Below are 21,854 nucleotides of genomic sequence, written 5' to 3' on the forward strand. Positions count from 1 at the left end.
GCCCTGGCCAGGACGGGGACAAAGCTGGCAGGATCGCGCCATGCCCGCCGCACTCTCCCGCACCGCCCGCCGCCGCCTCCTCCAGGTCTCGGCGGCTTTCCTGGTGGTCGCGGGCGTGCTCGTGTGGTGGCTGGTTCCGTTCGGCGCGAAGACGCCGAGCGGGCACATCACCTTCAGCACCGGCGTACCGACGGGCGTCTACCAGAAGTACGGAGCGCTGCTCCAGCGCGCGCTGGCCAAGGACCTGCCGGACGTCTCGATAACGCTGAAGGACAGCGAGGGCTCGCAGCAGAACCTCGCCCGGCTCGCCTCGGGCGAGGCCGACTTCACGGTGGCGACGGCGGACGCGGTGGCCCAGTACCAGCGCGACCGCAAGCCCGGCTTCGAGCACCTGCGCGGCTGCGCGCGGCTCTACGACGACTACGTGCAGCTCGTGGTCCGCAAGGGCTCGTCCATCCAGTCGGTGGCCGATCTGCGCGGGCTGCGCGTCGGCGTCGGCCAGTCCGGGTCGGGCGTGCGGCTGATCGCCGACCGGGTCCTGGCGGCGGCCGGGCTCACCCCGGACGTGGACGTGAAGCCCGTGTCGGCGGGCATCGACACCATGCCGGGGCTCATGGAGCACGGGAAGCTGGACGCGTTCTTCTGGTCGGGCGGGCTGCCCACCCAGGCCGTGCAGGAGCTGTCCGAGCGGCTGCCGATCCGGCTGGTGCCGCTGGACGCGGCCCTGGTGGACAGCCTGCACGACGTGGGCGAGTCCACCCGCTTCTACCGCTCGGCGGTGATCCCGGCCGACGCCTACACGCTCGCCCAGGACGGCAACCCGGTGGAGACGCTGGCGGTGGCGAACATCCTGGTCACCATGGACACGGCCGACCCGGACCTGGTCGAGGGCATCACCCGTACGGTGATCGGCAGCCGCGACGGGATCGGCAACCAGGTGCACCCGGCGCAGCTGGTGGACCTGCGGACCGCGATCTACACCGACCCGATCCCGCTGCACGAGGGCGCCCGGCGGTACTACCGCTCCGTGAAGCCCTGATCGTTCGCGCCCCGCGGGTCGTCGCGCGGCACGCGGACGGTCACCTTCAGGCCGTGCGGCTCGTTCCGCGCGTACGTGATCGTGGCGTGGCCCGCCGCGAGCAGCACCCTGGCGATGGACAGGCCGAGGCCCGAACCCTTGACGTTCTGGTGGCGGCCCGAGCGCCAGAAGCGGTCGCCGACGCGCTCCAGCTCCTCGTCGGTGAGCCCGGGCCCGTGGTCGGCGATCTCGATCTCGACGAGGCGCCCGCCGCGGGTGAGCCGGACGGCGACGTTGACGTCCTCGCCCGCCGGGGTGAACTTCAGCGCGTTGTCGATCACCGCGTCGAGCGCGCTGGACAGCGCCACCGGGTCCGCCCAGGCGGTCAGGGCGGCGGTGTCGGCGACGATCGCCACGCCCTTCTCGTCGCCGACCGGGCGCCAGGAGGCGACCCGCTCGGCGGTGAGCGCGCCGATGTCGGTGAGCCGCAGGTCGGCGGCGGTGTGCTCGGCGAGCGCGAGGTCGAGCAGGTCGTCGAGGACCTGCGCGAGCCGCTTGCCCTCGGTGCGTACGGAGGCGATCTCCTCGTTGCCCTCGGGCAGTTCGAGGGCGAGCAGCTCGATGCGCAGGAGCAGCGCGGCGAGCGGGTTGCGCAGCTGGTGGGAGGCGTCGGCGACGAAGGCCCGCTGCTGTTCGAGGACGTCCTCGACGTGGTCGGCCATCTCGTTGAACGAGTCGGTGAGCCGCCGCAGTTCGGGCGGTCCGCCGGCGGCGGCGACGCGGGACTTCAGCCGGCCGGTGGCGATGTCGTGGGTGGCCGCGTCCAGGACGCGTACGGGCCGGAGCACCCAGCCGGTGAGCCGGAAGGCGGCGCCGACGGCGAGCAGCATGGCGGCGGCCTCGCCGGCGAAGATCAGCAGCCAGCCGTGCAGGATGCGGGAGCGCAGCTCGCCGGTGGGCGAGTCGGTGACGACGACGGCGACGACGTCCCCGTCGCGCACCACCGGTGAGGCGACGATCAGCCGGGCGTTGCCCTGCCAGGGCCAGACCTGCGAGGGGTCGTGGCTGCGGCGGCCGAGCAGCGCCTCGTTGAAGGCGCGTCTGGCCTCGCCGTCGTACGGGACGACCCAGTCCTCGGGGGCGGCGGCCATGGACCGGTTGTCGCGGTAGAAGATGCCGGCCCGGATCCCGTACACCTCGTGGTAGCTGTCGAGTTCGCGGCTGAGGGTGGTGCGTCGCTCGTCGAACACGAAGCGGTTCTCGCTGACGAACTGGGCGAGGGCGGCGAAGCGGGCGGAGTCGTCGAGCCGGTCGACCACCACCCGCTGCTGCTCGGAGGCGGCGGTGCTGGCGGCCAGCGGGAAGCCGAGAGCGAGCAGGACGCCGGCCATCAGGACGATCAGGAGCGGGAGGAGACGGGTGCGCACGGGAGGTCGGGGCCGGGCTTACGCGGAGGGCGGGACCAGGCGGTAGCCGACGCCCCGCACGGTCTCGATCAGGGTGGGCATGCGCAACTTCGAGCGCAGGGAGGCGACATGGACCTCCAGGGTGCGGCCGGTGCCCTCCCAGCTGGTCTGCCAGACCTCGCTGATGATCTGCTCGCGGCGGAACACCACGCCGGGCCGCTGGGCGAGCAGCGCGAGGAGGTCGAACTCCTTGCGGGTGAGCGGGACTACCTCGCCGTCGACGCTGACCCGGCGGGTGGGCAGCTCGATGGTGACGGAGCCGAGCCGCAGGGTGGTGCTGTCCTCGCCGGTGCCGGTGGTCTCCTCGCCGGCGGCGCTGCGCCGGCTGACGGCGTGGATGCGGGCGAGCAGCTCACCGGTGTCGTAGGGCTTGACGACGTAGTCGTCGGCGCCGAGATTGAGGCCGTGGATCCGGGAGCGCACGTCGGAGCGGGCGGTCACCATGATCACGGGGGTGCTGGTGAGCTTACGGATGCGGCCGCAGACCTGGTATCCGTCCAGGTCCGGCAGGCCGAGGTCGAGCAGGATCACCCCGTACGAGGGGCGCTCGCCGTGGGCGGCGGGCAGCACGGCCTGCAGCGCCTCCTCGCCGTTGCGGGCGTGGGTGACGGAGAAGCCGTGCTTGGCGAGGATCGCGGAGAGCGCGGCGGCGACGTGGTCGTCGTCTTCGACGAGCAGCAGTCTCATGGGCCCTCCTCCTTCGATCTCTGCGGGTGCTCTGCGTGCGCTCCGGGGGCGCTCTGCGTGTGGCGGTGAGTGCGGCCACCCGCGGGGTGATGACTATCTGTGTACCAGGGCACGGAGGTTACGGGCCATACCGTTCACGCAGAGTATCCGGTCGCGACCCTATCGTTATGCTCAAACTTCGCTCAGATGTGATGACGCTCGTCCCGCCCGATCTCTAGTGTCCAACCCAACCGAGCAGGACGGAGCGAGAAGCCGATGAGCGGAGTGTCAGTGACCAAGGGTTCGCAGGACGCCGTGCGGGCGACGGACGACCTGGTCGTGCTGTCCGCCGTGAACAAGCACTTCGGCGCGCTGCACGTGCTCCAGGACATCGATCTGACGATCCACCGCGGCGAGGTCGTGGTGGTCATCGGTCCGTCCGGGTCCGGCAAGTCCACGCTGTGCCGCACCATCAACCGCCTGGAGACGATCGACTCCGGCAGCATCACCATCGACGGGAAGCCGCTGCCCCAGGAGGGCAGGGAGCTGGCGCGGCTGCGGTCCGACGTCGGCATGGTCTTCCAGTCCTTCAACCTCTTCGCGCACAAGACCGTGCTCGAGAACGTGATGCTGGGGCAGATCAAGGTCCGCGGCGTGGAGAAGAAGGCGGCCGAGGCCAAGGCCCGCGCCCTGCTCGACCGGGTCGGCGTCGGCACGCAGGCCGACAAGTACCCGGCGCAGCTGTCCGGCGGCCAGCAGCAGCGCGTGGCCATCGCCCGCGCGCTCGCCATGGGCCCGAAGGTCATCCTGTTCGACGAGCCGACCTCGGCCCTCGACCCGGAGATGATCAACGAGGTCCTGGACGTCATGCAGCAGCTGGCCGCGGAGGGCATGACGATGGTGGTCGTCACGCACGAGATGGGCTTCGCCCGCTCGGCCGCCAACCGCGTGGTGTTCATGGCGGACGGCCGGATCGTCGAACAGGCCACCCCGGACGAGTTCTTCAGCAACCCGCGCAGCGACCGCGCCAAGGACTTCCTGTCGAAGATCCTGCACCACTGACGTTCCCCGCGACCGCGCCACCGACGGTCCCCCAACCGCACCACTGGCGGTCCCTGTGATCCGTGCCCCTGGCGCCACGCGTCCGGAACTCCTTCGTCACTCCCGGCTACTTGCTGCACACTGACGATCAACTATCCACGACCTGAGGGATTTTCACGATGAAGCTCCGCAAGACCGCGGCCGTGGCCGTTGCCGTGCTCGCGCTGACCGCGACCGCCTGTGGCGGCAAGGAGGGCTCGGCCGGCGACAAGCCCGCCGCCAAGCCCGGCGACGCCGACGCCCCCGCGCTGCCCACGTACACCGTCTCCGGCGGTGTCGACCTGAACTCGCCGACCTTCAAGAAGGCCAAGGAGCGCGGCAAGCTGATCATCGGCTCCAAGGCCGACCAGCCGTACCTCGGCTTCGAGGACCAGGCCACGAAGAAGCGCTCCGGCTTCGACATCGAGATCGCCAAGATGATCGCCGCCGACCTCGGCTTCTCCGAGGACAAGATCGAGTGGAAGACGGTCGACTCGAAGCTCCGCGAGACGGCGATCGCCACGGGCCAGGTCGACTACTACGTCGGCACCTACACGATCAACGACAAGCGCAAGGCGCAGGTCGGCTTCGCCGGCCCGTACTACAAGGCCGGCGCCGACCTCCTGGTCCGCAAGGACGAGACCGCGATCACCGGCCCGGAGACCCTGAAGGGCAAGAAGGTCTGCTCGATCACGGGCTCGACCCCGCTCCAGGAGATCAAGAAGCCGAAGTACGGTGCGGAGACCGTCGAGCTCGGCAAGTACTCCGACTGCGTCCAGCAGCTGCTCACCAAGCAGGTCGACGCCGTCACCACCGACGACTCGATCCTGAAGGGCTACGCCGCCGCCAACGCCGGCAAGCTCAAGGTCGTCGGCAAGCCGTTCACCGAGGAGCCGTACGGCATCGGCATGAACAAGGACGACAAGGCCCTCCGCGACGAGGTGAACCGCATTCTCGAGTCGCACGAGAAGGACGGCACGTACAAGCGGATCTACGACGCCACCCTCGGCCTCTCCGGCTCGGCCTACACCGAGCCGCCGGCGGTCATCCGCTACTGAACCACCCCTGAGTGAGCGCCTCGTGGCACCGTCCCCCTCCCCTCGGTGCCACGGGGCGCCCCACCCCTGCCCGTAAGCCTGCCTCGCGCAAGCCTGCCGCCGACTGCCGACGCGGAGTCCTCATGAACGTACTGCTCGACAATTTCGCGGAGTTCCGCAACGGTTTCATAGGAACCGTGGAGATCACCGCCGTGAGCTCGGTCATCGCGCTGCTGCTCGGCGTCGTCATCGCCGGCTTCCGGGTCTCCCCCGTCCCCCCGCTGCGCTTCTTCGGCACCGCCTGGGTGACGCTGCTGCGCAACACCCCGCTGACGCTGCTCTTCCTGGTCTTCTTCTTCGTCGTCCCGGAGATCCTCTTCCCGGGCATGAGCCCCTTCGTGCTCGCCTCGCTCGCGCTCGGCTTCTACACCTCCTCGTTCGTCTGCGAGGCCGTCCGCTCCGGCATCAACACCGTGCCGCTCGGCCAGGCCGAGGCCGCCCGCTCGCTGGGCCTGACCTTCACGCAGACGCTGCGCCTGATCGTGCTGCCGCAGGCCACCCGGACCGTGCTGCCCCCGCTGAGCTCGATCTTCATCGCGCTGACCAAGAACTCGGCCATCGCCGGCGCGTTCAGCGTCACCGAACTGTTCGGCTGGCAGACCCTGATGAGCGAGCAGGGCTACGCGATCGTCCCGATCTTCCTCTGGGTCGCCCTCGCCTACCTCGTCATCACCTTCGCCATCAGCGGACTCTTCCGTCTCCTTGAGCGCAACCTGGAGGTCGCCCGATGAGCGCCAGCGTTCTCTTCGACACGCCCGGCCCCAAGGCCAAGGTCCGCAACCGGATCTACGCCGTCGTCGGCAGCCTCGCCATCCTCGCGCTGCTCGTCGTCAGCATCATGCGGCTGAGCGACAAGGGGCACCTCGACTACGCGATGTGGGACATCTTCAACTACGCGGGCATCCGGCAGAACATCGCCGACGCGCTGCTCGCCACCCTGAAGGCGTTCGGCCTCGCCGCCGTCGGCTCCCTCGTCCTCGGCGTCCTGCTCGCCGTCGGCCGGCTCTCCGACCACGCGGCGGTCCGCTGGGCGGCCACCGCCTTCATCGAGGTCTTCCGCTCGATCCCGCTGCTCATCACCATCTTCGCGGTGTGGGTCGGCTTCCTCACCGACTACTCGATGTGGGCGCTCGCGCTCGGCCTGTCGGTCTACAACGGCTGCGTCCAGGCCGAGGTGCTGCGTGCCGGCGTCAACGCGGTGCCGCGCGGCCAGCGCGAGGCGGCGTACGCGCTCGGCATGACCAAGACGCAGGTGATGACCAGCGTCCTGCTGCCGCAGGCCGTCCGGGCCATGCTGCCGACGATCATCAGCCAGCTGGTGGTCACCCTCAAGGACACGTCGCTCGGCTTCGTCATCCTCTACCCCGAGCTGCTCTACTCGGCCCGTCTGATCGCCTCCAACACGCTCGTCAACGGCCAGTACCCGTACGTGTCCGTGATCGTGGTCTTCGGCGCCATCTACATCGCGCTCTGCCTCGCCCTGTCCGCGCTCGCGACCTGGATCGAGAAGCGCGGCCGGCGGGCGAAGACGGGTATCAAGGTCTCCGACGCGGAGGCCCAGGCGGTCGTCGTCACCGCCGACGCCGGGCAGCACGGCGGCACCGGCGGGGCCGGTTCCGCACAGAACTGACGGCATGTGACATCATCCGGGGGCAGTGGCGACCGCCGCTGCCCTTGTCACTTGACGCACGCACCCGCAGTGGGTTGCATACGTTCTGTGATCAAGCTCCGGGCCCGCGCCACCCTCTGCTGTGCTTCCCGCGCGGCCGTACGGAACGAGACCGTACGGCCCTGCGCGCATTCAGGTTCAGGAGCCGCACCGTGGACCCGGTGATCATCGTGGGCGCGGGGCCCGTCGGCCTCGCGCTCTCCCTCGCCCTTGCCGCCCAGGACGTGCCCAGCGTCGTCCTCGACGAGACTCCGGGCAAAGAAGAACCGCGCCCCGCGCGCACCGTAGTGCTGCGCGCCGACATGGCCGCCCTGGTGGAGCGGCTCGGCTGCGCCACGCTGCGTGACGAGGGCCTGCGCTGGGTCGGCTGGCGCGCGATGCGCCGCCGCCAGCAGACCCGGCACGTCGCCCTCGACCTGGGCCTGCCGGGCGACGACGGCGCCGAGAACGGCCCGGAGGCCCCGGCCGCCCCGCTGCACGTCCCGCAGCACGCCCTCGCCCGCGGCCTGCGCGACGCCATCTCCAGGCAGCCGCTCGTCACCCTCGTCACCGACTCCCGGGTCGACACCATCGAGCAGGACGCGCTCGGTGTGCGCGCCCACACCCGGGGCCCGGCCGGCACCTGGTGGCGCGGCAGCCATCTGGTCGGCTGCGACGGCGCCCGCTCGATCGTGCGCAAGCTGCTCGGCGTCCGCTTCCCCGGCCGTACGGCGGTGGAACGGCACGCGGTCGCCGCGCTGCGCACCGAACTCCCCTGGGCCGGCGAGGCCCTGTTGCACCGTCAGCCGCCGTGGCGGGGTGTCGGCAACGAGATCGCGGCCCGGCCGCTGCCCGACGGGGTGTGGCGCATCGACTGGCTGCTGCCGCCGCGCGGCGACCTGGTCACCCCCGACGCGCTCGTCAGCCGTATCCGCGACACCCTGGCCGGCTGGTGCGAGGGCACCACCCCGGCGTACGAGCTGATCGACACCGGCGTCCACACCGTGCACCACCGGCTGGCGCGGCGCTGGCGGGTGGACCGGGTCCTCCTCGCCGGCGACGCGGCGCACCTGCTCGGCGCGGTCGGCACGCAGGGCGTCGACGAGGGGCTGCGGGACGTGGACAACCTGGCCTGGAAGCTGGCGCACACCTGGCACCACCCGGACGTCTCGCCCGTACTGCTCGACAGCTACCAGAGCGAGCGCCGGGCCGCCGTCGCCGCCCTGCTGCGCGCGGCCGACCAGGCGCTTCCGGTGCTGCGCGGCGGCGGGGGGCTGCGCACCATCCTGCCGGGCGGCGGACGAAGCCACGACACCCTGCTCACCGACGGGCACCTGGGCCGCGGTCCGCTGGGCGCGCTGCCCGCCTATCCGCACTCGCCGCTGGCGCCCGAGCCCGCCGAGGGCCGCATCCCGGTGGGCACGCCGGACGGCGCTCCGGTCGAGGACGTACGGGTGACCGCCCCCGACGGTACGACCGTACGGCTCCGGGACCGGCTCGGTCAGGGCCGGCTGCTCGTCGTGCTCGTCGCCCCGGGCACCGGGGTGTGGGACCGCCGGCACTGGGTGAGCGCGGGCGTGATGCCCCGGCTCGCCGAGGCCGTGGACGCGCTGCCCGCCCCGGCGGAGCTCCTGGTCACCGAGGCGTATCCGGGCGCGCCGGCCCACGCGGTGCTGCTCGTCCGTCCCGACGGCCATCTGGCCGCCGCCTTCGCCGGTGTGCGGCCGGAGGAGCTGCACGCGGCGGCGGACGCGGTACGGGGCGGGAGCGAGGCGGACGAGGCGGCGGAGGCGGACGTGGCGGACGAGGAGGTCGGCGCGGAAGCCAATTGACCGGCGCGGGTGTGCGTGGTGTACTCCGGAGCGTGACCGACACCCCTGTGCGCCTGTGGCGGAGGGTCCATGTGGACCTGATCCGTTACGCGGGCTGCGTGTGTCGCCCGTCCTGCTGAATTCGCCTCCCTTTCCCCGCTCGCGCACCCCGGACCGGTCGTGCGCGGCTTCGCGAACCTCAGGACGGTCATCCGTGCCACAGACCCCGCGCACCCTCACACCCGTTCCGGGCGGTCCCGTCTCCCCCGCCTCCCCTGTTTCCCCCAGCCAGGCCGATCTGCTGGACTTCGTCCGGCGCACGGCCGCCGACACCGCGCTGATCGACTCGCTTCCGCTCGACCCCGAGGGCCGTACCTGGGTGCGGCTCGACGGCCCGGGCGGCAGCGAGGCCTGGCTCATCGGCTGGCCGCCCGGCACGGGCACGGGCTGGCACGACCACGCCGAGTCGCTCGGCGCCTTCGCCACCGCTCGCGGCACCCTGCGCGAGAACTCCCTCGCGGTGCGGCTCCCGGCGGGCGGCTGGAAGAACCTGGAACTCGCCGACGACGTCGACCGCAGCCGCGTCCTCCCGGCCGGCCGCGGCCGGGCCTTCGGCCGCCACCATGTGCACGAGGTGCTGAACGAGTCCCCCGACGGCCACGCGGTCTCGGTGCACGCCTACTACCCGCCGCTCCCCCTGATCCGGCGCTTCAGCCGGACCGGCGCGGTCCTGTGCCTGGAGCAGGTCGAGCGCCCGGAGGACTGGCAGTGAGCGACGAACGGATCGGTATCGACGAACTGCTGGAGCGGGTACGGGCCGGGCTCGACCGGATCGACGCCCGAGCCGCCCACGCGGCCTACCGGGCGGGTGACGCCCTGCTGGTCGACACCCGCTACGCGGCCCTGCGCGAACGGGACGGCCTGATCCCGGGCGCCCTGGTCGTCGAGCGCAACGAACTGGAGTGGCGCCTCGACCCGCTCGGCAGCCATCGCCTCCCCGAGGCCGACAGCCACGATCTACGGGTCGTGGTCCTCTGCAACGAGGGCTACGCCTCCTCCCTCGCCGCCGAGTCCCTGCGCCGGCTGGGCCTGCGCCGCGCGACCGACGTCATCGGCGGCTTCCAGGCCTGGAAGGCGGCCGGCCTCCCGGTCCTGCTCCCGAGGCGGATTCGGACGGCCACGCCCTAGAACGGCCAGGCCCTAGACCGGTTCGTCCAGGCCCTCGGTGTCCTCGCCCTCATCCGCCAGGGCCTGGCGGACCACCCGCAGCGCCATGCCCTCGGGGTATCCCTTGCGGGCGAGCATGCCGGCGAGTCTGCGCAGCCGCCGGTCGCGGTCGAGGCCGCGGGTGGCGCGCAGCTTGCGGTCGACGAGCTCGCGCGCCCGGGCCTCCTCCTGGTCGGAGTCGAGCCGGTCGACCGCCTCCTGGATCAGGGTGGGGTCGACGCCCTTGGTGCGCAGCTCGCGGGCGAGGGCCCGGCGGGCCAGGCCCCGGCCGTGGTGCCGGGAGTCGACCCAGGCCCCGGCGAAGGCCGCGTCGTCGATGAGCCCGACGTCCTCGAAGCGGGAGAGCACCTCCTCGGCGACCTCGTCCGGGATCTCCCGCTTGCGCAGGGCGTCGGCGAGCTGCTTGCGGGTGCGGGGGGTCCCGGTGAGCAGGCGCAGGCAGATCGCCCGCGCCCGCTCAGCCGGGTCCTGGGACGACAGCTCCTTCTCGGCCCTCGACGAGTCGGGGCTGTCGTCCGGCCATTCGGTGCGACCGGTCACCGGGTCAGCTCTTGGCCGTGGTGGCCTTGGTCGCCTTGGCGGCCTTGGCCGGGGCCGGGACGGACTTGCCCGCCTCGTCGCCCGCCGCGTCCGTGCCGCTCGCGGCGTCCGCGCCCGGCTCCGCCGAGGGCTCCTCGGGCCGCACGCCGACGCCCAGCTTCTCCTTGATCTTCTTCTCGATCTCGTTGGCGAGGTCGGGGTTGTCCTTCAGGAAGTTGCGGGCGTTCTCCTTGCCCTGGCCGAGCTGGTCGCCCTCGTAGGTGTACCAGGCACCGGCCTTGCGGACGAAGCCGTGCTCCACGCCCATGTCGATCAGGCCGCCCTCGCGGCTGATGCCCTGGCCGTACAGGATGTCGAACTCGGCCTGCTTGAAGGGGGGCGCGACCTTGTTCTTGACGACCTTGCAGCGGGTGCGGTTGCCGACCGCCTCCGTGCCGTCCTTCAGGGTCTCGATGCGGCGGATGTCGATGCGCACCGAGGCGTAGAACTTCAGGGCGCGGCCACCGGTCGTGGTCTCCGGCGAGCCGAACATCACACCGATCTTCTCGCGGAGCTGGTTGATGAAGATCGCGGTGGTCTTGGACTGGTTGAGCGCGCTGGTGATCTTCCGCAGCGCCTGGCTCATCAGTCGGGCCTGGAGACCGACGTGCGAGTCGCCCATCTCGCCCTCGATCTCCGCGCGCGGGACGAGCGCGGCGACGGAGTCGATGACGATCAGGTCGAGGGCGCCGGAGCGGACCAGCATGTCGACGATCTCGAGGGCCTGCTCACCGTTGTCCGGCTGGGACAGGATGAGGTTGTCGATGTCGACGCCCAGCTTGCGGGCGTACTCGGGGTCGAGGGCGTGCTCGGCGTCCACGAAGGCGACCTGGCCGCCGGCCTTCTGCGCGTTGGCCACGGCGTGCAGGGTCAGGGTCGTCTTACCGGAGGACTCCGGCCCGTAGATCTCCACGACACGGCCGCGCGGCAGGCCGCCGACGCCGAGCGCGACGTCGAGGGCGGTCGAACCGGTCGGGATGACCTCGATCGGCTCCCTCGAGCGCTCTCCCATGCGCATGACGGCACCCTTGCCGAATTGCCGTTCAATCTGTGCGAGCGCGGCGTCGAGCGCCTTCTCGCGGTCGGTTCCTGCCATGGGTTCCACCCGGTTTGCTTGAGTCGATCGCTTCATGTGAAAGACGCTAACCCCTGCCACTGACAATGGGCCCCGGCGTCCCTCTCAGCCTGTGGATAACTCGGCGACAAGCCCGTGGTTCCAAGGCCCGGAAACCCATAAGAATGGATGTTCGATTTTGGTGTCAAGCGCACCACGCCGGTGCCGCACCCCCGCCCGCGGCTACTGCTCCTTCCGCTGGTGCAGCGCCCTCTGCAGCCGGGCGACGACCGCCTCCCCGTACCGCCGGTGGCCGTGCACGCGCGGGTCGTCGGTCACGTCGTACCGCTTCACGTAGGCACCGAGGAACGCCTGCAGGGTCGCGACGGCGGGGATGGCGATCAGGGCGCCGACCGCGCCGAGCAGGGCCGTGCCCGCGATGACCGAGCCGAAGGCCACGGCCGGATGGATGTCCACGGTCTTCGACGTCAGCTTGGGCTGCAGCATGTAGTTCTCGAACTGCTGGTAGACCACGACGAAGATCAGCACCCACAGCGCGTACCAGGGGTCCACGGTGAAGGCGATCAGCATCGGCAGGGCGCCCGCGAGGTAGGTGCCGATGGTCGGGATGAACTGCGAGACCAGGCCGACCCAGACGCCGAGCGCCGGCGCGTACGGCACGCCCAGGATCTCGAAGAGCACGAAGTGCGCCACGCCCGAGATCAGCGCCATCAGGCCGCGCGAGTAGAGGTAGCCGCCGGTCTTGTCGACGGCGATCTCCCAGGCCCGCAGGACCTCGGTCTGCTTGGCCGGCGGCAGCACGGAGCACAGCGCGCGGCGGAGGCGCGGCCCGTCGGCGGCGAAGTAGAAGGCGAAGAGGAAGATCGTCAGCAGCTTGAACATGCCGCCGAGCAGGGTCGCGGAGACGTCCAGGACGCCGGAGGCGCTGTTCTGCACGTACTTCTGCAGCCAGCCGGAGCGCAGCACGCTGTCCTGCACCGCGACCCGGGACAGCTCGGTGTGGAAGTGCTGGTTGATCCAGTTGATCAGCAGGTCGAGGTACTTGGGGAAGTTCTCGACCATGTCGACGATCTGGCCCGCGAGCATCGAGCCGAGCATCACGACGAAGCCGATGCCGGCGATCAGGACGGCGAAGAAGACCAGGAAGGTGGCGAGCCCCCGGCGCATCCCGCGCGCCGCCATCCGCCCGACGGCCGGCTCGATGGCGAGGGCCAGGAAGAAGGCGAGCAGGATGTTGACGAGCAGCCCGACGAGCTGGTGGAAGGCCCAGTCGCCGAGCTGGAAGCAGGCGTAGAGGGCCAGGGCGAGTATCAGGGCGCGGGGCAGCCAGCGGGGCATCCGCCCGGAGCCGCCCGCGACGGGTTCGGACGGGGGCGGGGCGGTCGCGGCCGGTTCCGTCACCGCCTGGGCGGGCGCGGCCTGCTCGGTCACGGTCGGGGCGGGCACGGCCGGGTCGGCGGTCACCGTAGGGGCCGTGCCGCCGCGAGGGCCGGGACGGGGGCCGGCCCCGTGGGCGGAACGGGGTTCGGGTCGGGGGTCGGGGTGGATGTCGTCACGGGTCTCGTCGTCGGTCTCGTCGTTCGCGTCAGTCGGGGCCACCCCGCCAGTCTCGCGCACCGCACGGACATTCCTGCCCGGACCCGTCACATCACCGCTTCTCGGCCGGCACCCCGATCGCCGTGCACACCGCCCGCCAGACGTCCTTGGCCTCCCAGCCGGCGTCCAGCGCCTCGTGCACCGTGCGTCCGCCGAGCTCCGACATCACATGGTCCCGGGCGAAGGTCTCGGCGTAGGACGCACCGAAGTGGTCGGTCATCCGTTCCCAGAAAATCGTCAACCGCATGACCCCAGTATCCCGCCCTCACGAGTGCAGCCCGGGCCGAAGCCCTTGTCAGACGCGGTTTCCCGCCTACGGTCGGAACATGGCCGGAAAACCTCCAGAAATCCCCGCTCCGTCCGCGTCCCCGCTCGAGTCGGTGTCGGGGTCCGCACACGCGTCGCCGCTCGCGCGGGCCGAGCGGTTCGTGTGGCTGACCGCCCGCGTGCTCGAACAGCGCCGGTTCGCCTACCACTTCCTGCGCGGCGGCGCGGACCCGGTCGAGGCCGCGCTCACCGCGTACCTCAACGAGGACGGCGGCTACGGCCACGCCCTCGAACCCGATCTGCGCGGACCGGTCAGCCAGCCCCTGCACACCGCGCACGCGCTGCGGGTGCTCGACTCCATCGGCCGGTGCGGCGGGCTGCGGGTCGAGCGGATCTGCCGCTATCTGACGGAGGTGTCCACCCACGACGGCGCGCTGCCCGCCGTCCACCCCTCCCAACGCGGCTATCCGACGGCGCCGTTCGTGCCCGTCGTCGACGCCCCGCCGAGCGAGCTGCTCGCCACCGGCCCGGTGGTCGGCCTACTGCACCGCAACCAGGTCTGGCACGCCTGGCTGTTCCGGGCGACCGAGTTCTGCTGGGCCGCCGTGGACGCCCTGGAGAAGTCCCATCCGTACGAGATCCAGGCCGCCGTCGCCTTCCTTGACGGCGTCCCGGACCGCGCCCGCGCCCAGGCGGCGAGCGACCGGCTCGGCCGCATGGTGCGCGAGCAGCGGCTCGCGGTGCTCGACCCGGCGCGGCCGGAGGACTATCCGGTCGCCGCGGGCTACGCGCCGGGCGAGCACCACTATCCGCACGACTACGCGCGCGTGCCGGACTCGCTCGCCCGTCGCTGGTTCACCGAGGAGGAGATGGCCCGGTCGCTCGACCACCTCGCCGCCGCCCAGGAGGCGGACGGCGGCTGGCCGATCGGCTGGCGCCAGTGGGCACCGGGCTCGGCACTGGAGTGGCGCCCGATCGTCACCGTGGAGGCCCTGCGGACGCTGCGCGCACACGGCCGGACGATCGGCTGACGGTGCCGGTCGCGTGCCGGTCGCCGGTCCTCCCGGCGGCCGTCAGCCGGTCAGTGCCCGCACTCCGGCCGTGACGAGCACGGCTGCGCCGACGACCACCAGGAACGGGGCCCTCAGGAGCAGCGCGACGGCCGCCGCGCCGAGGCCGGCGGCGCGGGCGTCGAGGGTGAGCGAGCCCTGGGCGCTGAAGGTCTGCTGGGCGGTGAGGGCCGCGAGCAGGGCGACCGGGACCAGCGCGGCGAGCTTCCGGACGAGCGGGCGCTCCAGGGTGTCGGCCGGGACGAGCAGGCCGAGCAGTTTGACCAGGTAGCAGCCGGCGGCCGTCAACGCGATGGCGATCCATACGTTCATCGGACGATCTCCTTGCGGCGGTCGCGGCGGCCCTGGAGCCAGAGCACGGCAGGTGCGGCGAGCGCGGCGGCCAGGACCGGCACGCCGGCCGGGAGCACGGGCAGCAGGCCCAGGCCGAGCAGTACGGCGAGGGCGGCGGTGGCCCGTTCGGTGGCGGTCTTCAGCATGGGCGCGAGCAGCGCGAGGAAGACCGCGGGCCCGGCCGCGTCCAGGCCCCAGACGCGGGTGTCGCCGATGGCCTCCGCGCCGAGCGCGCCGAGCAGCGTGGAGACGTTCCACAGCACGTACAGGCTGAGGCCGGTGACGGTGAAGCCGATGCGGGCGGCCCGCCGGGTGGGCTGGGCGAGGGCCACGGCCGTGGTCTCGTCGATCACCCACTGCGCGGCGAACGGCCGGACGAGCCGGCGCAGCGCGAGCAGCTGGGACAGGCGCAGCCCGTAGAAGGCGTTGCGGGTGCCGAGGAAGAAGGCCCCGGCGGCGGCCGTGAACGGGTTCCCGCCCGCCGCGAGCGCGCCCACCAGGGCGAACTGTGAGGCGCCGGTGAAGACGAACAGGCTCAGCACGCAGGTCTGGAGCAGGCTGAGCCCGGAGCCGGCCGAGGTCACGCCGAAGGCGAAGCCGGAGAGCCCGACGGCGACGCCGACCCCGAGGGCGTCGCGCACGACGGCGGCGTCGCTCTTGGCGGGGATCGCGGAGGGCTCGGGGGGCTCTTCACGTACGGGTATTGCGGGAGGTGCTGTCTGTTCTGCCACGTCAGCGACGGTACGAGGACGGTTCGCGGCCGGTCTTGTACGTTCTTGCGCCGGCCGTCCAGCGTCGGCCGCCCTACGCAGACCGCCCTCGGCCCCGTGCCCCGGTCAGCGTGCCTTGCGGGCCCGCTGGTACGCGCCCGGCGGCACCCCGATGCTGCGTGTGAAGTGCCGGTTGAGGTGCGACTGGTCGGTGAACCCGACGGTGACGGCCGCCTCCGCCGGTGGCGTCCCCGCGTCCAGGAGGCGCCGGGCCCGCCGGACCCGGGCGTCGGTCAGCCAGGTGTGCGGCGGCATCCCGTACGCGGCGCGGAACGCCCGCAGCAGCGCGAAGGGGCTGGTGCCGAGCTCTGCGGCGAGGAGCTCCAGGGTCGGCGGCTCGGCCATCCGCTCCTCCAGGAGCGCACGCGCGCGTGCCGCGTCCCGCGCGCCCGCCGCGCGCGGGGGCAGCGGGGTGATCCGGCCGCCGTGGCTTCGCAGCATCCGCGCGGTGAACAGCCTCAGCAAACTGTCGGCGGCGAGCGCGTTGCCCTCCTCGGCCGCCCGGTGCACGCCGACGACGAGCTGCGCCGCGTACGGGTCGTCCACGACGGGTGTGGTGAAGCCGACGCCGCCGCGCAGCGCGATCGTGTCGTCCGCGATGGCGCGGATCAGCTCGGCGTCGGGGTAGATCGTGCGGTACGTCCAGCCCTCGGGCACGCCGGCGTGCCCGGTGTGCGGGGTGTCGGGATTGACCAGCGCGATCTCGCCCGGCCCGGCATGCACGAGGTCGCTTCCGTAGTGGAACGCCTCGACGCCCTCCGTGATGGCCGCGAAGACGAAGCTCTCGTGCGTGTGCCGGGAGAACGACTTGCGCACGTAGTGCGCGTGCAGCAGATCCACCCCGGGCATTCCGACCGGCTGCCAGTACCGGGCCCGCTCCCCGGCCCGCCCCGAGCCACCGGCCGCGACACCGTCGCCGGGCGCGCCGCTCCGGTCGCCTTCGACGACGGCGTGTCCGCGCGGCCGCCCCGCGGCCCGGTCGGCGCTGCCCGAGCCGTTCCCGTCCTCGGGAGCCCCCGCACCCGCGTCCCCGGCACCTCGTGCGCCCGGTGCGCCGCTCCGGTCGCCCTCGGCGACCGCGTGTCCGCGCGGCGCTGCCTCCCGCCGCTTCCGGTCGTCCGCCATGGCTCGTACGGCAGCACCTCCACGCTCGTCCGCCCTGGCCCCCTCCCCCGCTCCGGCCGGCCGGGACGGGCCGGGTCCGCCGCGGCCGGGCGTCTCCGGGCCCGCCGCGCCGCGGCCGCCGGGCTCCGGCGCCGGAGCCGCCCGGCCCTCGTCCCCGTTCTGCGCGTCAGAACTCGCCATATCCTCATTCTGCGCCACCCCCGCAACCCGCCCGCCGCCAGGTTTCCCCAGGTCCGGGCGGTTGTCAGTGGCGGGGTGCACGATGGGGGGCATGGTCAGGTCCGCACTCGACTCGTTCTCCCCCGCGACCCGCAGCTGGTTCACCGGGGCCTTCACCGCGCCCACCGCCGCGCAGGAAGGTGCCTGGCGGGCCATCGGCGCGGGGTCCGACGTGCTCGTGGTGGCGCCGACCGGTTCCGGCAAGACGCTCGCCGCGTTCCTGGCCTCGCTCGACCGGCTGGCGGCCACGCCGCATCCCGCCGACGCGAAGAAGCGCTGCCGGGTGCTGTACGTGTCGCCGCTGAAGGCGCTCGCGGTCGACGTGGAGCGCAATCTGCGTTCGCCGCTGACCGGCATCCGCCAGGAGTCGGTGCGGCTCGGGCTGCCCGAGCCGGACGTCAAGGTGGGCATCCGCTCCGGCGACACCCCGGCCGCCGAGCGGCGGGCGCTCGCGACGCGGCCGCCGGACATCCTGATCACGACCCCCGAGTCGCTGTTCCTGATGCTGACGTCGGCCACGCGGGACGCGCTCGCGGGCGTGGAGACGGTGATCCTGGACGAGGTGCACGCGGTCGCCGGGACCAAGCGCGGCGCGCATCTGGCGCTGTCCCTGGAGCGGCTGGACGAGCTGCTGCCGCGCCCGGCCCGCCGGATCGGCCTGTCGGCGACGGTGCGGCCGGTTGAGGAGATCGCCCGCTACCTCTCGCCGCAGCGGAAGGTGGAGATCGTCCAGCCGCCGTCGGGCAAGGAGTTCGACCTCTCCGTGGTCGTGCCGGTGGAGGACATGGGCGAGCTGGGCGGATCGCCCGCGTCCGACGCGGCGGAGGGCGGCGACCGGCCGTCGATCTGGCCGCACGTGGAGGAGCGGATCGCCGATCTGGTGCAGGCGCACCGCTCGACCATCGTCTTCGCGAACTCGCGCCGCCTGGCCGAGCGGCTGTGCAACCGGCTGAACGAGATCGCGTACGAGCGCGCCACCGGCGAGGCCCTGCCGGACGGCGCGCCGCCCGCCGAGATCATGGCGCAGTCGGGCGCGGCGCAGGGCGCGCCGGCGCTGCTGGCGCGGGCGCACCACGGGTCGGTCTCCAAGGAGCAGCGTGCCCAGGTCGAGGAGGACCTGAAGGCGGGCCGGCTGCCGGCCGTGGTGGCGACGTCCAGCCTGGAGCTGGGCATCGACATGGGCGCGGTGGACCTGGTCGTGCAGGTCGAGTCGCCGCCGTCGGTGGCCTCCGGGCTGCAGCGCGTGGGCCGCGCGGGACACCAGGTGGGCGCGGTGTCGACGGGCGTGGTCTTCCCGAAGTACCGGGGCGACCTGGTGCAGTCGGCGGTGGTGACCGAGCGGATGCGGACCGGTTCCATCGAGTCGTTGCGGGTCCCGGCGAACCCGCTGGACGTGCTCGCCCAGCAGCTGGTGGCGATGGTCGCCCTGGACAGCTGGCAGTTCGACGACCTGCTGGCGACGGTCCGCCGGGCGGCGCCGTTCGCGGCGCTGCCGGAGTCGGCGTTCACGGCGGTCCTGGACATGCTGGCCGGCCGCTATCCCTCCGACGCCTTCGCCGAGCTGCGGCCCCGTGTGGTGTGGGACCGGGTGGCCGGCATGGTCACGGGCCGGCCCGGCGCCCAGCGGCTCGCCGTCACCTCGGGCGGCACCATTCCGGACCGGGGCCTCTTCGGGGTGTTCCTGGCCGGCTCCGACCCGAAGAAGGGCGGGGGCCGGGTCGGTGAGCTGGACGAGGAGATGGTGTACGAGTCGCGGGTCGGCGACGTCTTCACGCTCGGCACCACCTCCTGGCGCATCGAGGACATCACCCGCGACCGGGTCCTGGTCTCGCCCGCGCCGGGCGTGCCGGGCAGGCTGCCGTTCTGGAAGGGCGACCAGCTCGGCCGCCCGCTCGAACTGGGCCGCGCGGTCGGCGCGTTCCTGCGCGAGGTGGGTGCCCTGGCGCCGGACGACGCCCGGTTGCGGCTGCTCGCCGCCGGGCTCGACGCCTGGGCCGCGGAGAACGTGATCGCGTATCTGGCCGAGCAGCGCGAGGCGTGCGGCCATGTGCCGGACGACCGGACGATCCTGGTGGAGCGGTTCCGTGACGAGCTGGGCGACTGGCGGGTCGTCATCCACTCCCCGTTCGGCGCGCAGGTGCACGCTCCGTGGGCGCTGGCGCTGAGCGCCCGGCTCGCCGAGCGGTATGGGATGGACGCGCAGGTCATGCACGCCGACGACGGCATCGTGCTGCGCCTGCCGGACGCGGATCTGATGGGTCTCGACCTGCTCGACAGCGAGCCGGTGGACCCGGGCCGGTTCGCCGACACCACCTTCGACAGCGAGCAGGCGCCCGTCGGCGCCGCCGATGTCACCTTCGACAAGGGCGAGATCGAGCAGATCGTCACCGACCAGGTCGGCGGCTCGGCCCTGTTCGCCTCCCGGTTCCGGGAGTGCGCGGCGCGCGCCCTGCTGCTGCCCAAGCGCAACCCGGGCAAGCGCACCCCGCTGTGGCAGCAGCGGCAGCGGGCGGCGCAACTGCTCCAGGTGGCGAGCGAGTTCGGCTCCTTCCCGATCGTCCTGGAGGCGGTCCGCGAGTGCCTCCAGGACGTCTTCGACGTCCCCGGCCTTCGCGAGCTGATGGGCGATCTGGAGGCGCGCCGGGTCCGCCTGGTCGAGGTCACCACCCCCGAGCCGTCCCCGTTCGCCCGCTCGCTGCTCTTCGGTTACGTGGCGCAGTTCCTGTACGAGGGCGACTCCCCGCTCGCCGAGCGCCGGGCGGCCGCGCTCTCGCTCGACTCGCGGCTGCTCGCCGAGCTGCTCGGCCAGGCGGAGCTGCGCGAGCTGCTCGACGCGGACGTGCTCGCCGAGCTGGAGCGGGAGCTCCAGTGGCTCACCGAGGACCGGCGGATCAAGGACGTCGAGGGCGTCGCCGACCTGCTGCGGGTGCTCGGGCCGCTGACGGACGCGGAGCTGACCGAGCGCGGCGCGGAGGCCGACTGGGCGACGGAGCTCTGCCGGGCCCGGCGGGCGATCCGGGTGCGGATCGCGGGCGCCGACCGCTGGGCGGCGATCGAGGACGCGGGCCGGCTGCGGGACGCGCTCGGCACGGCGCTCCCGGTGGGCGTGCCGGAGGCGTTCACCGAGCCGGTGAAGGACCCGCTGGGCGATCTGCTCGCCCGCTTCGCCCGCACCCACGGCCCGTTCACCTCCTCGCAGGCGGCGGCCCGCTTCGGTCTCGGCCCGGCGGTCACCGACGGCGCCCTGCAGCGCCTGGCCGCCGCCGGCCGGGTGGTCCAGGGCGAGTTCCACCCGTCCGGTATCGGCCAGGAGTGGTGCGACGCCGCCGTGCTGCGCCGGCTGCGCCGCCGCTCCCTCGCCGCGCTGCGGCACGAGCTGGAGCCGGTCCCGCCGGCCGCGCTCGCCACCTTCCTGCCCCAGTGGCAGCATCTGGGCGGCAGCAGCCTGCGCGGGATCGACGGCCTGGCCCGGGCGATCGAGCAGCTCCAGGGCGCGCCGGTGCCCGCCTCCGCCCTGGAGAAGCTGATCCTGCCGTCCCGGGTGCGGGACTACGCGCCGGGCATGCTCGACGAGCTGACGACGACCGGCGAGGTCGTCTGGGCGGGTGCCGGGGCGCTGCCCGGCAAGGACGGCTGGATCTCGCTCTATCTGGCCGACGCGGCGCCGCTGCTCCTGCCGCCGCCGCACCCCCTGGAGCTGACCGGGCTCCACGAGTCGGTCCTGACCACGCTCTCCGGCGGGTACGGGCTGTTCTTCCGCCAGATCGCCGACCAGGTGCGGGCCACCACCCACCCGGACGCCACGGATCCGCAGCTCGCCGACGCCCTGTGGGACCTGGCCTGGTCCGGGCGGCTCACCAACGACACCCTGGCCCCGCTGCGCTCGCTGCTCGGCTCGGGGCGCACGGCAGGCTCGACGGCCCACCGTGCCCGCCGCACGGTCCCGCGCGGCCGGTACGGGACGCTGAGCGCGGCCGCCCGTCCGGCCTCCCGCACCGGGCCGCCCACGGTGAGCGGCCGCTGGTCGCTGCTGCCGCCGCTGGAGCCCGAGCCGACCCACCGCGCGCACGCCCTGGCCCGGACGCTCCTGGACCGGCACGGCGTGGTCACCCGGGGCGCGGTGGCCGCCGAGGGCGTCGAGGGCGGCTTCTCGGCGACGTACCGGATCCTGTCGGCCTTCGAGGACAGCGGGCAGGCCCGGCGCGGCTATGTGGTGGAAGGTCTGGGCGCCGCCCAGTTCGCCATGGACGGGGCGGTGGACCGGCTGCGCGCGGCGGCGAACGCGCGGGACCGGGGCGCCGAGGAGGCCGCCGGCCCGCGCGCGGTGGTGCTCGCGGCGGCCGATCCGGCGAACGCGTACGGGGCCTCCCTGTCCTGGCCCGAGCCACCGACCGGTGCCGGTCACAAGCCGGGCCGCAAGGCGGGCGCGATGGTCGTCCTGGTCGACGGCGAGCTGACGCTCTACATGGAGCGCGGCGGCAAGACACTGCTCTCCTGGCCCGTCGACCCGGACGCCCCGGCGCTCCGGGCGGCCGCCGAAGCCCTGGCGGCGGCCGCCCTGGCGGGCTCACTCGGCACGGTCACGGTGGAGCGGATCAACGGCGCGACGGCCCTGACCTCGCCCCTCGCCCGCCCGCTGGAAACCGCCGGCTTCCACGCCACACCCAGGGGCCTGCGCCTGCGGGCGTGACCCCGGCGGGCGTGGCCCGCGCGGGCGGCGGCCGGACGGGCCTGGGCCGGGCGGGGCGGGCGCGGGGCGGGCCGGGCCCGGGCGGGCGGGAGCCGGACGGGCCGGCGCGGGGCGGGG

General features: G+C 73.1%; 19 protein-coding genes and 1 pseudogene. 11 read left to right on the plus strand and 9 right to left on the minus strand.

What is annotated here, in order from left to right:
* Positions 1 to 40 precede the first annotated feature (40 nt).
* Positions 41 to 1,039, plus strand: a complete 999-nt coding sequence (locus ACWEV0_RS28065) for a TAXI family TRAP transporter solute-binding subunit (RefSeq protein WP_453152319.1) — start codon at positions 41 to 43, stop codon at positions 1,037 to 1,039.
* Here ACWEV0_RS28065 and ACWEV0_RS28070 read toward each other — a convergent pair.
* Together ACWEV0_RS28070 and ACWEV0_RS28075 are read right to left on the minus strand one after the other, a co-directional pair.
* A complete protein-coding gene (locus tag ACWEV0_RS28070) occupies positions 1,018 to 2,445 on the minus strand; it encodes an ATP-binding protein (RefSeq protein WP_453152321.1) in 1,428 nt (475 codons plus the stop codon). The two genes, ACWEV0_RS28065 and ACWEV0_RS28070, sit on opposite strands and share 22 nt — an antisense overlap.
* Before the next feature lie 18 nt (positions 2,446 to 2,463).
* The gene (locus ACWEV0_RS28075) at positions 2,464 to 3,171 is read right to left on the minus strand and encodes a response regulator transcription factor (RefSeq protein WP_453152323.1); all 708 of its coding nucleotides are present in this window, start codon (positions 3,169 to 3,171) and stop codon (positions 2,464 to 2,466) included.
* A 255-nt stretch (positions 3,172 to 3,426) separates the two neighbouring features.
* Between ACWEV0_RS28075 and ACWEV0_RS28080 the strand changes: the two genes are divergently transcribed.
* The 8 genes from ACWEV0_RS28080 to ACWEV0_RS28115 all read left to right on the plus strand — a co-directional run bounded on the left by ACWEV0_RS28080 (position 3,427) and on the right by ACWEV0_RS28115 (position 9,974).
* The gene (locus tag ACWEV0_RS28080; protein WP_453152325.1) at positions 3,427 to 4,212 is read left to right on the plus strand and encodes an amino acid ABC transporter ATP-binding protein; all 786 of its coding nucleotides are present in this window, start codon (positions 3,427 to 3,429) and stop codon (positions 4,210 to 4,212) included.
* A 158-nt stretch (positions 4,213 to 4,370) separates the two neighbouring features.
* Positions 4,371 to 5,288, plus strand: coding sequence for a glutamate ABC transporter substrate-binding protein (locus tag ACWEV0_RS28085; RefSeq protein WP_451609150.1), 918 nt, complete (start codon positions 4,371 to 4,373; stop codon positions 5,286 to 5,288).
* A gap of 122 nt (positions 5,289 to 5,410) precedes the next feature.
* Entirely contained in the window at positions 5,411 to 6,058 is a 648-nt protein-coding gene (locus ACWEV0_RS28090; protein ID WP_453152327.1) for an amino acid ABC transporter permease, read from the plus strand.
* Positions 6,055 to 6,957 carry an amino acid ABC transporter permease gene (locus tag ACWEV0_RS28095; RefSeq protein WP_453152329.1) on the plus strand — a complete coding sequence of 301 codons (903 nt, stop codon included), beginning with the start codon at positions 6,055 to 6,057 and terminating at the stop codon, positions 6,955 to 6,957. The genes ACWEV0_RS28090 and ACWEV0_RS28095 overlap by 4 nt, the downstream gene beginning before the upstream one ends.
* 191 nt (positions 6,958 to 7,148) lie before the next feature.
* Entirely contained in the window at positions 7,149 to 8,807 is a 1,659-nt protein-coding gene (locus ACWEV0_RS28100) for an FAD-dependent monooxygenase (RefSeq protein WP_453152331.1), read from the plus strand.
* Positions 8,808 to 8,878: 71 nt separating this feature from the next.
* Entirely contained in the window at positions 8,879 to 8,926 is a 48-nt protein-coding gene (locus ACWEV0_RS28105) for a hypothetical protein (RefSeq protein ID WP_342781581.1), read from the plus strand.
* A 74-nt stretch (positions 8,927 to 9,000) separates the two neighbouring features.
* Positions 9,001 to 9,558, plus strand: coding sequence for a cysteine dioxygenase (locus tag ACWEV0_RS28110; protein WP_453152333.1), 558 nt, complete (start codon positions 9,001 to 9,003; stop codon positions 9,556 to 9,558).
* Positions 9,555 to 9,974 carry a rhodanese-like domain-containing protein gene (locus ACWEV0_RS28115; RefSeq protein ID WP_453152335.1) on the plus strand — a complete coding sequence of 140 codons (420 nt, stop codon included), beginning with the start codon at positions 9,555 to 9,557 and terminating at the stop codon, positions 9,972 to 9,974. Before ACWEV0_RS28110 ends, ACWEV0_RS28115 begins: the two co-directional genes overlap by 4 nt.
* Before the next feature lie 12 nt (positions 9,975 to 9,986).
* Here the strand turns inward: ACWEV0_RS28115 and recX are convergent.
* From recX to ACWEV0_RS28135, 4 genes and pseudogenes are all read right to left on the minus strand, one after another.
* A pseudogene (gene recX, locus ACWEV0_RS28120) lies at positions 9,987 to 10,673 on the minus strand (recombination regulator RecX); the annotation flags it as partial.
* The gene (gene recA / locus ACWEV0_RS28125) at positions 10,558 to 11,688 is read right to left on the minus strand and encodes a recombinase RecA (RefSeq protein ID WP_453152337.1); all 1,131 of its coding nucleotides are present in this window, start codon (positions 11,686 to 11,688) and stop codon (positions 10,558 to 10,560) included. The gene recA and the pseudogene recX, both read right to left, overlap by 116 nt.
* A 201-nt stretch (positions 11,689 to 11,889) precedes the next feature.
* A complete protein-coding gene (locus ACWEV0_RS28130; RefSeq protein ID WP_453152351.1) occupies positions 11,890 to 13,005 on the minus strand; it encodes an AI-2E family transporter in 1,116 nt (371 codons plus the stop codon).
* 310 nt (positions 13,006 to 13,315) lie between these two features.
* The gene (locus tag ACWEV0_RS28135; RefSeq protein ID WP_453152339.1) at positions 13,316 to 13,510 is read right to left on the minus strand and encodes a DUF3046 domain-containing protein; all 195 of its coding nucleotides are present in this window, start codon (positions 13,508 to 13,510) and stop codon (positions 13,316 to 13,318) included.
* A 79-nt stretch (positions 13,511 to 13,589) separates the two neighbouring features.
* Between ACWEV0_RS28135 and ACWEV0_RS28140 the strand changes: the two genes are divergently transcribed.
* Complete coding sequence (locus ACWEV0_RS28140; protein WP_453152341.1) at positions 13,590 to 14,561, plus strand: hypothetical protein; 972 nt, start codon at positions 13,590 to 13,592, stop codon at positions 14,559 to 14,561.
* A gap of 42 nt (positions 14,562 to 14,603) precedes the next feature.
* Here ACWEV0_RS28140 and ACWEV0_RS28145 read toward each other — a convergent pair whose 3' ends face one another.
* From ACWEV0_RS28145 to ACWEV0_RS28155, 3 genes are all read right to left on the minus strand, one after another.
* On the minus strand, positions 14,604 to 14,912 hold the full coding sequence (locus ACWEV0_RS28145; RefSeq protein ID WP_453152343.1) for an AzlD domain-containing protein: 309 nt from the start codon (positions 14,910 to 14,912) through the stop codon (positions 14,604 to 14,606).
* On the minus strand, positions 14,909 to 15,664 hold the full coding sequence (locus ACWEV0_RS28150) for an AzlC family ABC transporter permease (RefSeq protein WP_453152345.1): 756 nt from the start codon (positions 15,662 to 15,664) through the stop codon (positions 14,909 to 14,911). Before ACWEV0_RS28150 ends, ACWEV0_RS28145 begins: the two co-directional genes overlap by 4 nt.
* 105 nt (positions 15,665 to 15,769) lie before the next feature.
* Complete coding sequence (locus ACWEV0_RS28155) at positions 15,770 to 17,008, minus strand: AraC family ligand binding domain-containing protein (protein ID WP_453152347.1); 1,239 nt, start codon at positions 17,006 to 17,008, stop codon at positions 15,770 to 15,772.
* A 91-nt stretch (positions 17,009 to 17,099) separates the two neighbouring features.
* Between ACWEV0_RS28155 and ACWEV0_RS28160 the strand changes: the two genes are divergently transcribed.
* Positions 17,100 to 21,737, plus strand: a complete 4,638-nt coding sequence (locus ACWEV0_RS28160; RefSeq protein ID WP_453152349.1) for an ATP-dependent helicase — start codon at positions 17,100 to 17,102, stop codon at positions 21,735 to 21,737.
* Positions 21,738 to 21,854 lie beyond the last annotated feature (117 nt).

This window comes from Streptomyces sp. NPDC003943 (genome assembly GCF_053605265.1).

Bases quoted from the DNA above. Each gene is read 5' to 3' on its own strand.
- ACWEV0_RS28075 (WP_453152323.1), bottom strand. From the start codon at position 3,171: ATGAGACTGCTGCTCGTCGAAGACGACGACCACGTCGCCGCCGCGCTC.
- ACWEV0_RS28090 (WP_453152327.1), top strand. From the start codon at position 5,411: ATGAACGTACTGCTCGACAATTTCGCGGAGTTCCGCAACGGTTTCATA.
- ACWEV0_RS28140 (WP_453152341.1), top strand. From the start codon at position 13,590: ATGGCCGGAAAACCTCCAGAAATCCCCGCTCCGTCCGCGTCCCCGCTC.
- recA (WP_453152337.1), bottom strand. From the start codon at position 11,688: ATGGCAGGAACCGACCGCGAGAAGGCGCTCGACGCCGCGCTCGCACAG.
- ACWEV0_RS28135 (WP_453152339.1), bottom strand. From the start codon at position 13,510: ATGCGGTTGACGATTTTCTGGGAACGGATGACCGACCACTTCGGTGCG.
- ACWEV0_RS28095 (WP_453152329.1), top strand. From the start codon at position 6,055: ATGAGCGCCAGCGTTCTCTTCGACACGCCCGGCCCCAAGGCCAAGGTC.
- ACWEV0_RS28065 (WP_453152319.1), top strand. From the start codon at position 41: ATGCCCGCCGCACTCTCCCGCACCGCCCGCCGCCGCCTCCTCCAGGTC.
- ACWEV0_RS28160 (WP_453152349.1), top strand. From the start codon at position 17,100: ATGGTCAGGTCCGCACTCGACTCGTTCTCCCCCGCGACCCGCAGCTGG.
- ACWEV0_RS28130 (WP_453152351.1), bottom strand. From the start codon at position 13,005: ATGCCCCGCTGGCTGCCCCGCGCCCTGATACTCGCCCTGGCCCTCTAC.
- ACWEV0_RS28080 (WP_453152325.1), top strand. From the start codon at position 3,427: ATGAGCGGAGTGTCAGTGACCAAGGGTTCGCAGGACGCCGTGCGGGCG.
- ACWEV0_RS28155 (WP_453152347.1), bottom strand. From the start codon at position 17,008: ATGGCGAGTTCTGACGCGCAGAACGGGGACGAGGGCCGGGCGGCTCCG.
- ACWEV0_RS28085 (WP_451609150.1), top strand. From the start codon at position 4,371: ATGAAGCTCCGCAAGACCGCGGCCGTGGCCGTTGCCGTGCTCGCGCTG.
- ACWEV0_RS28145 (WP_453152343.1), bottom strand. From the start codon at position 14,912: ATGAACGTATGGATCGCCATCGCGTTGACGGCCGCCGGCTGCTACCTG.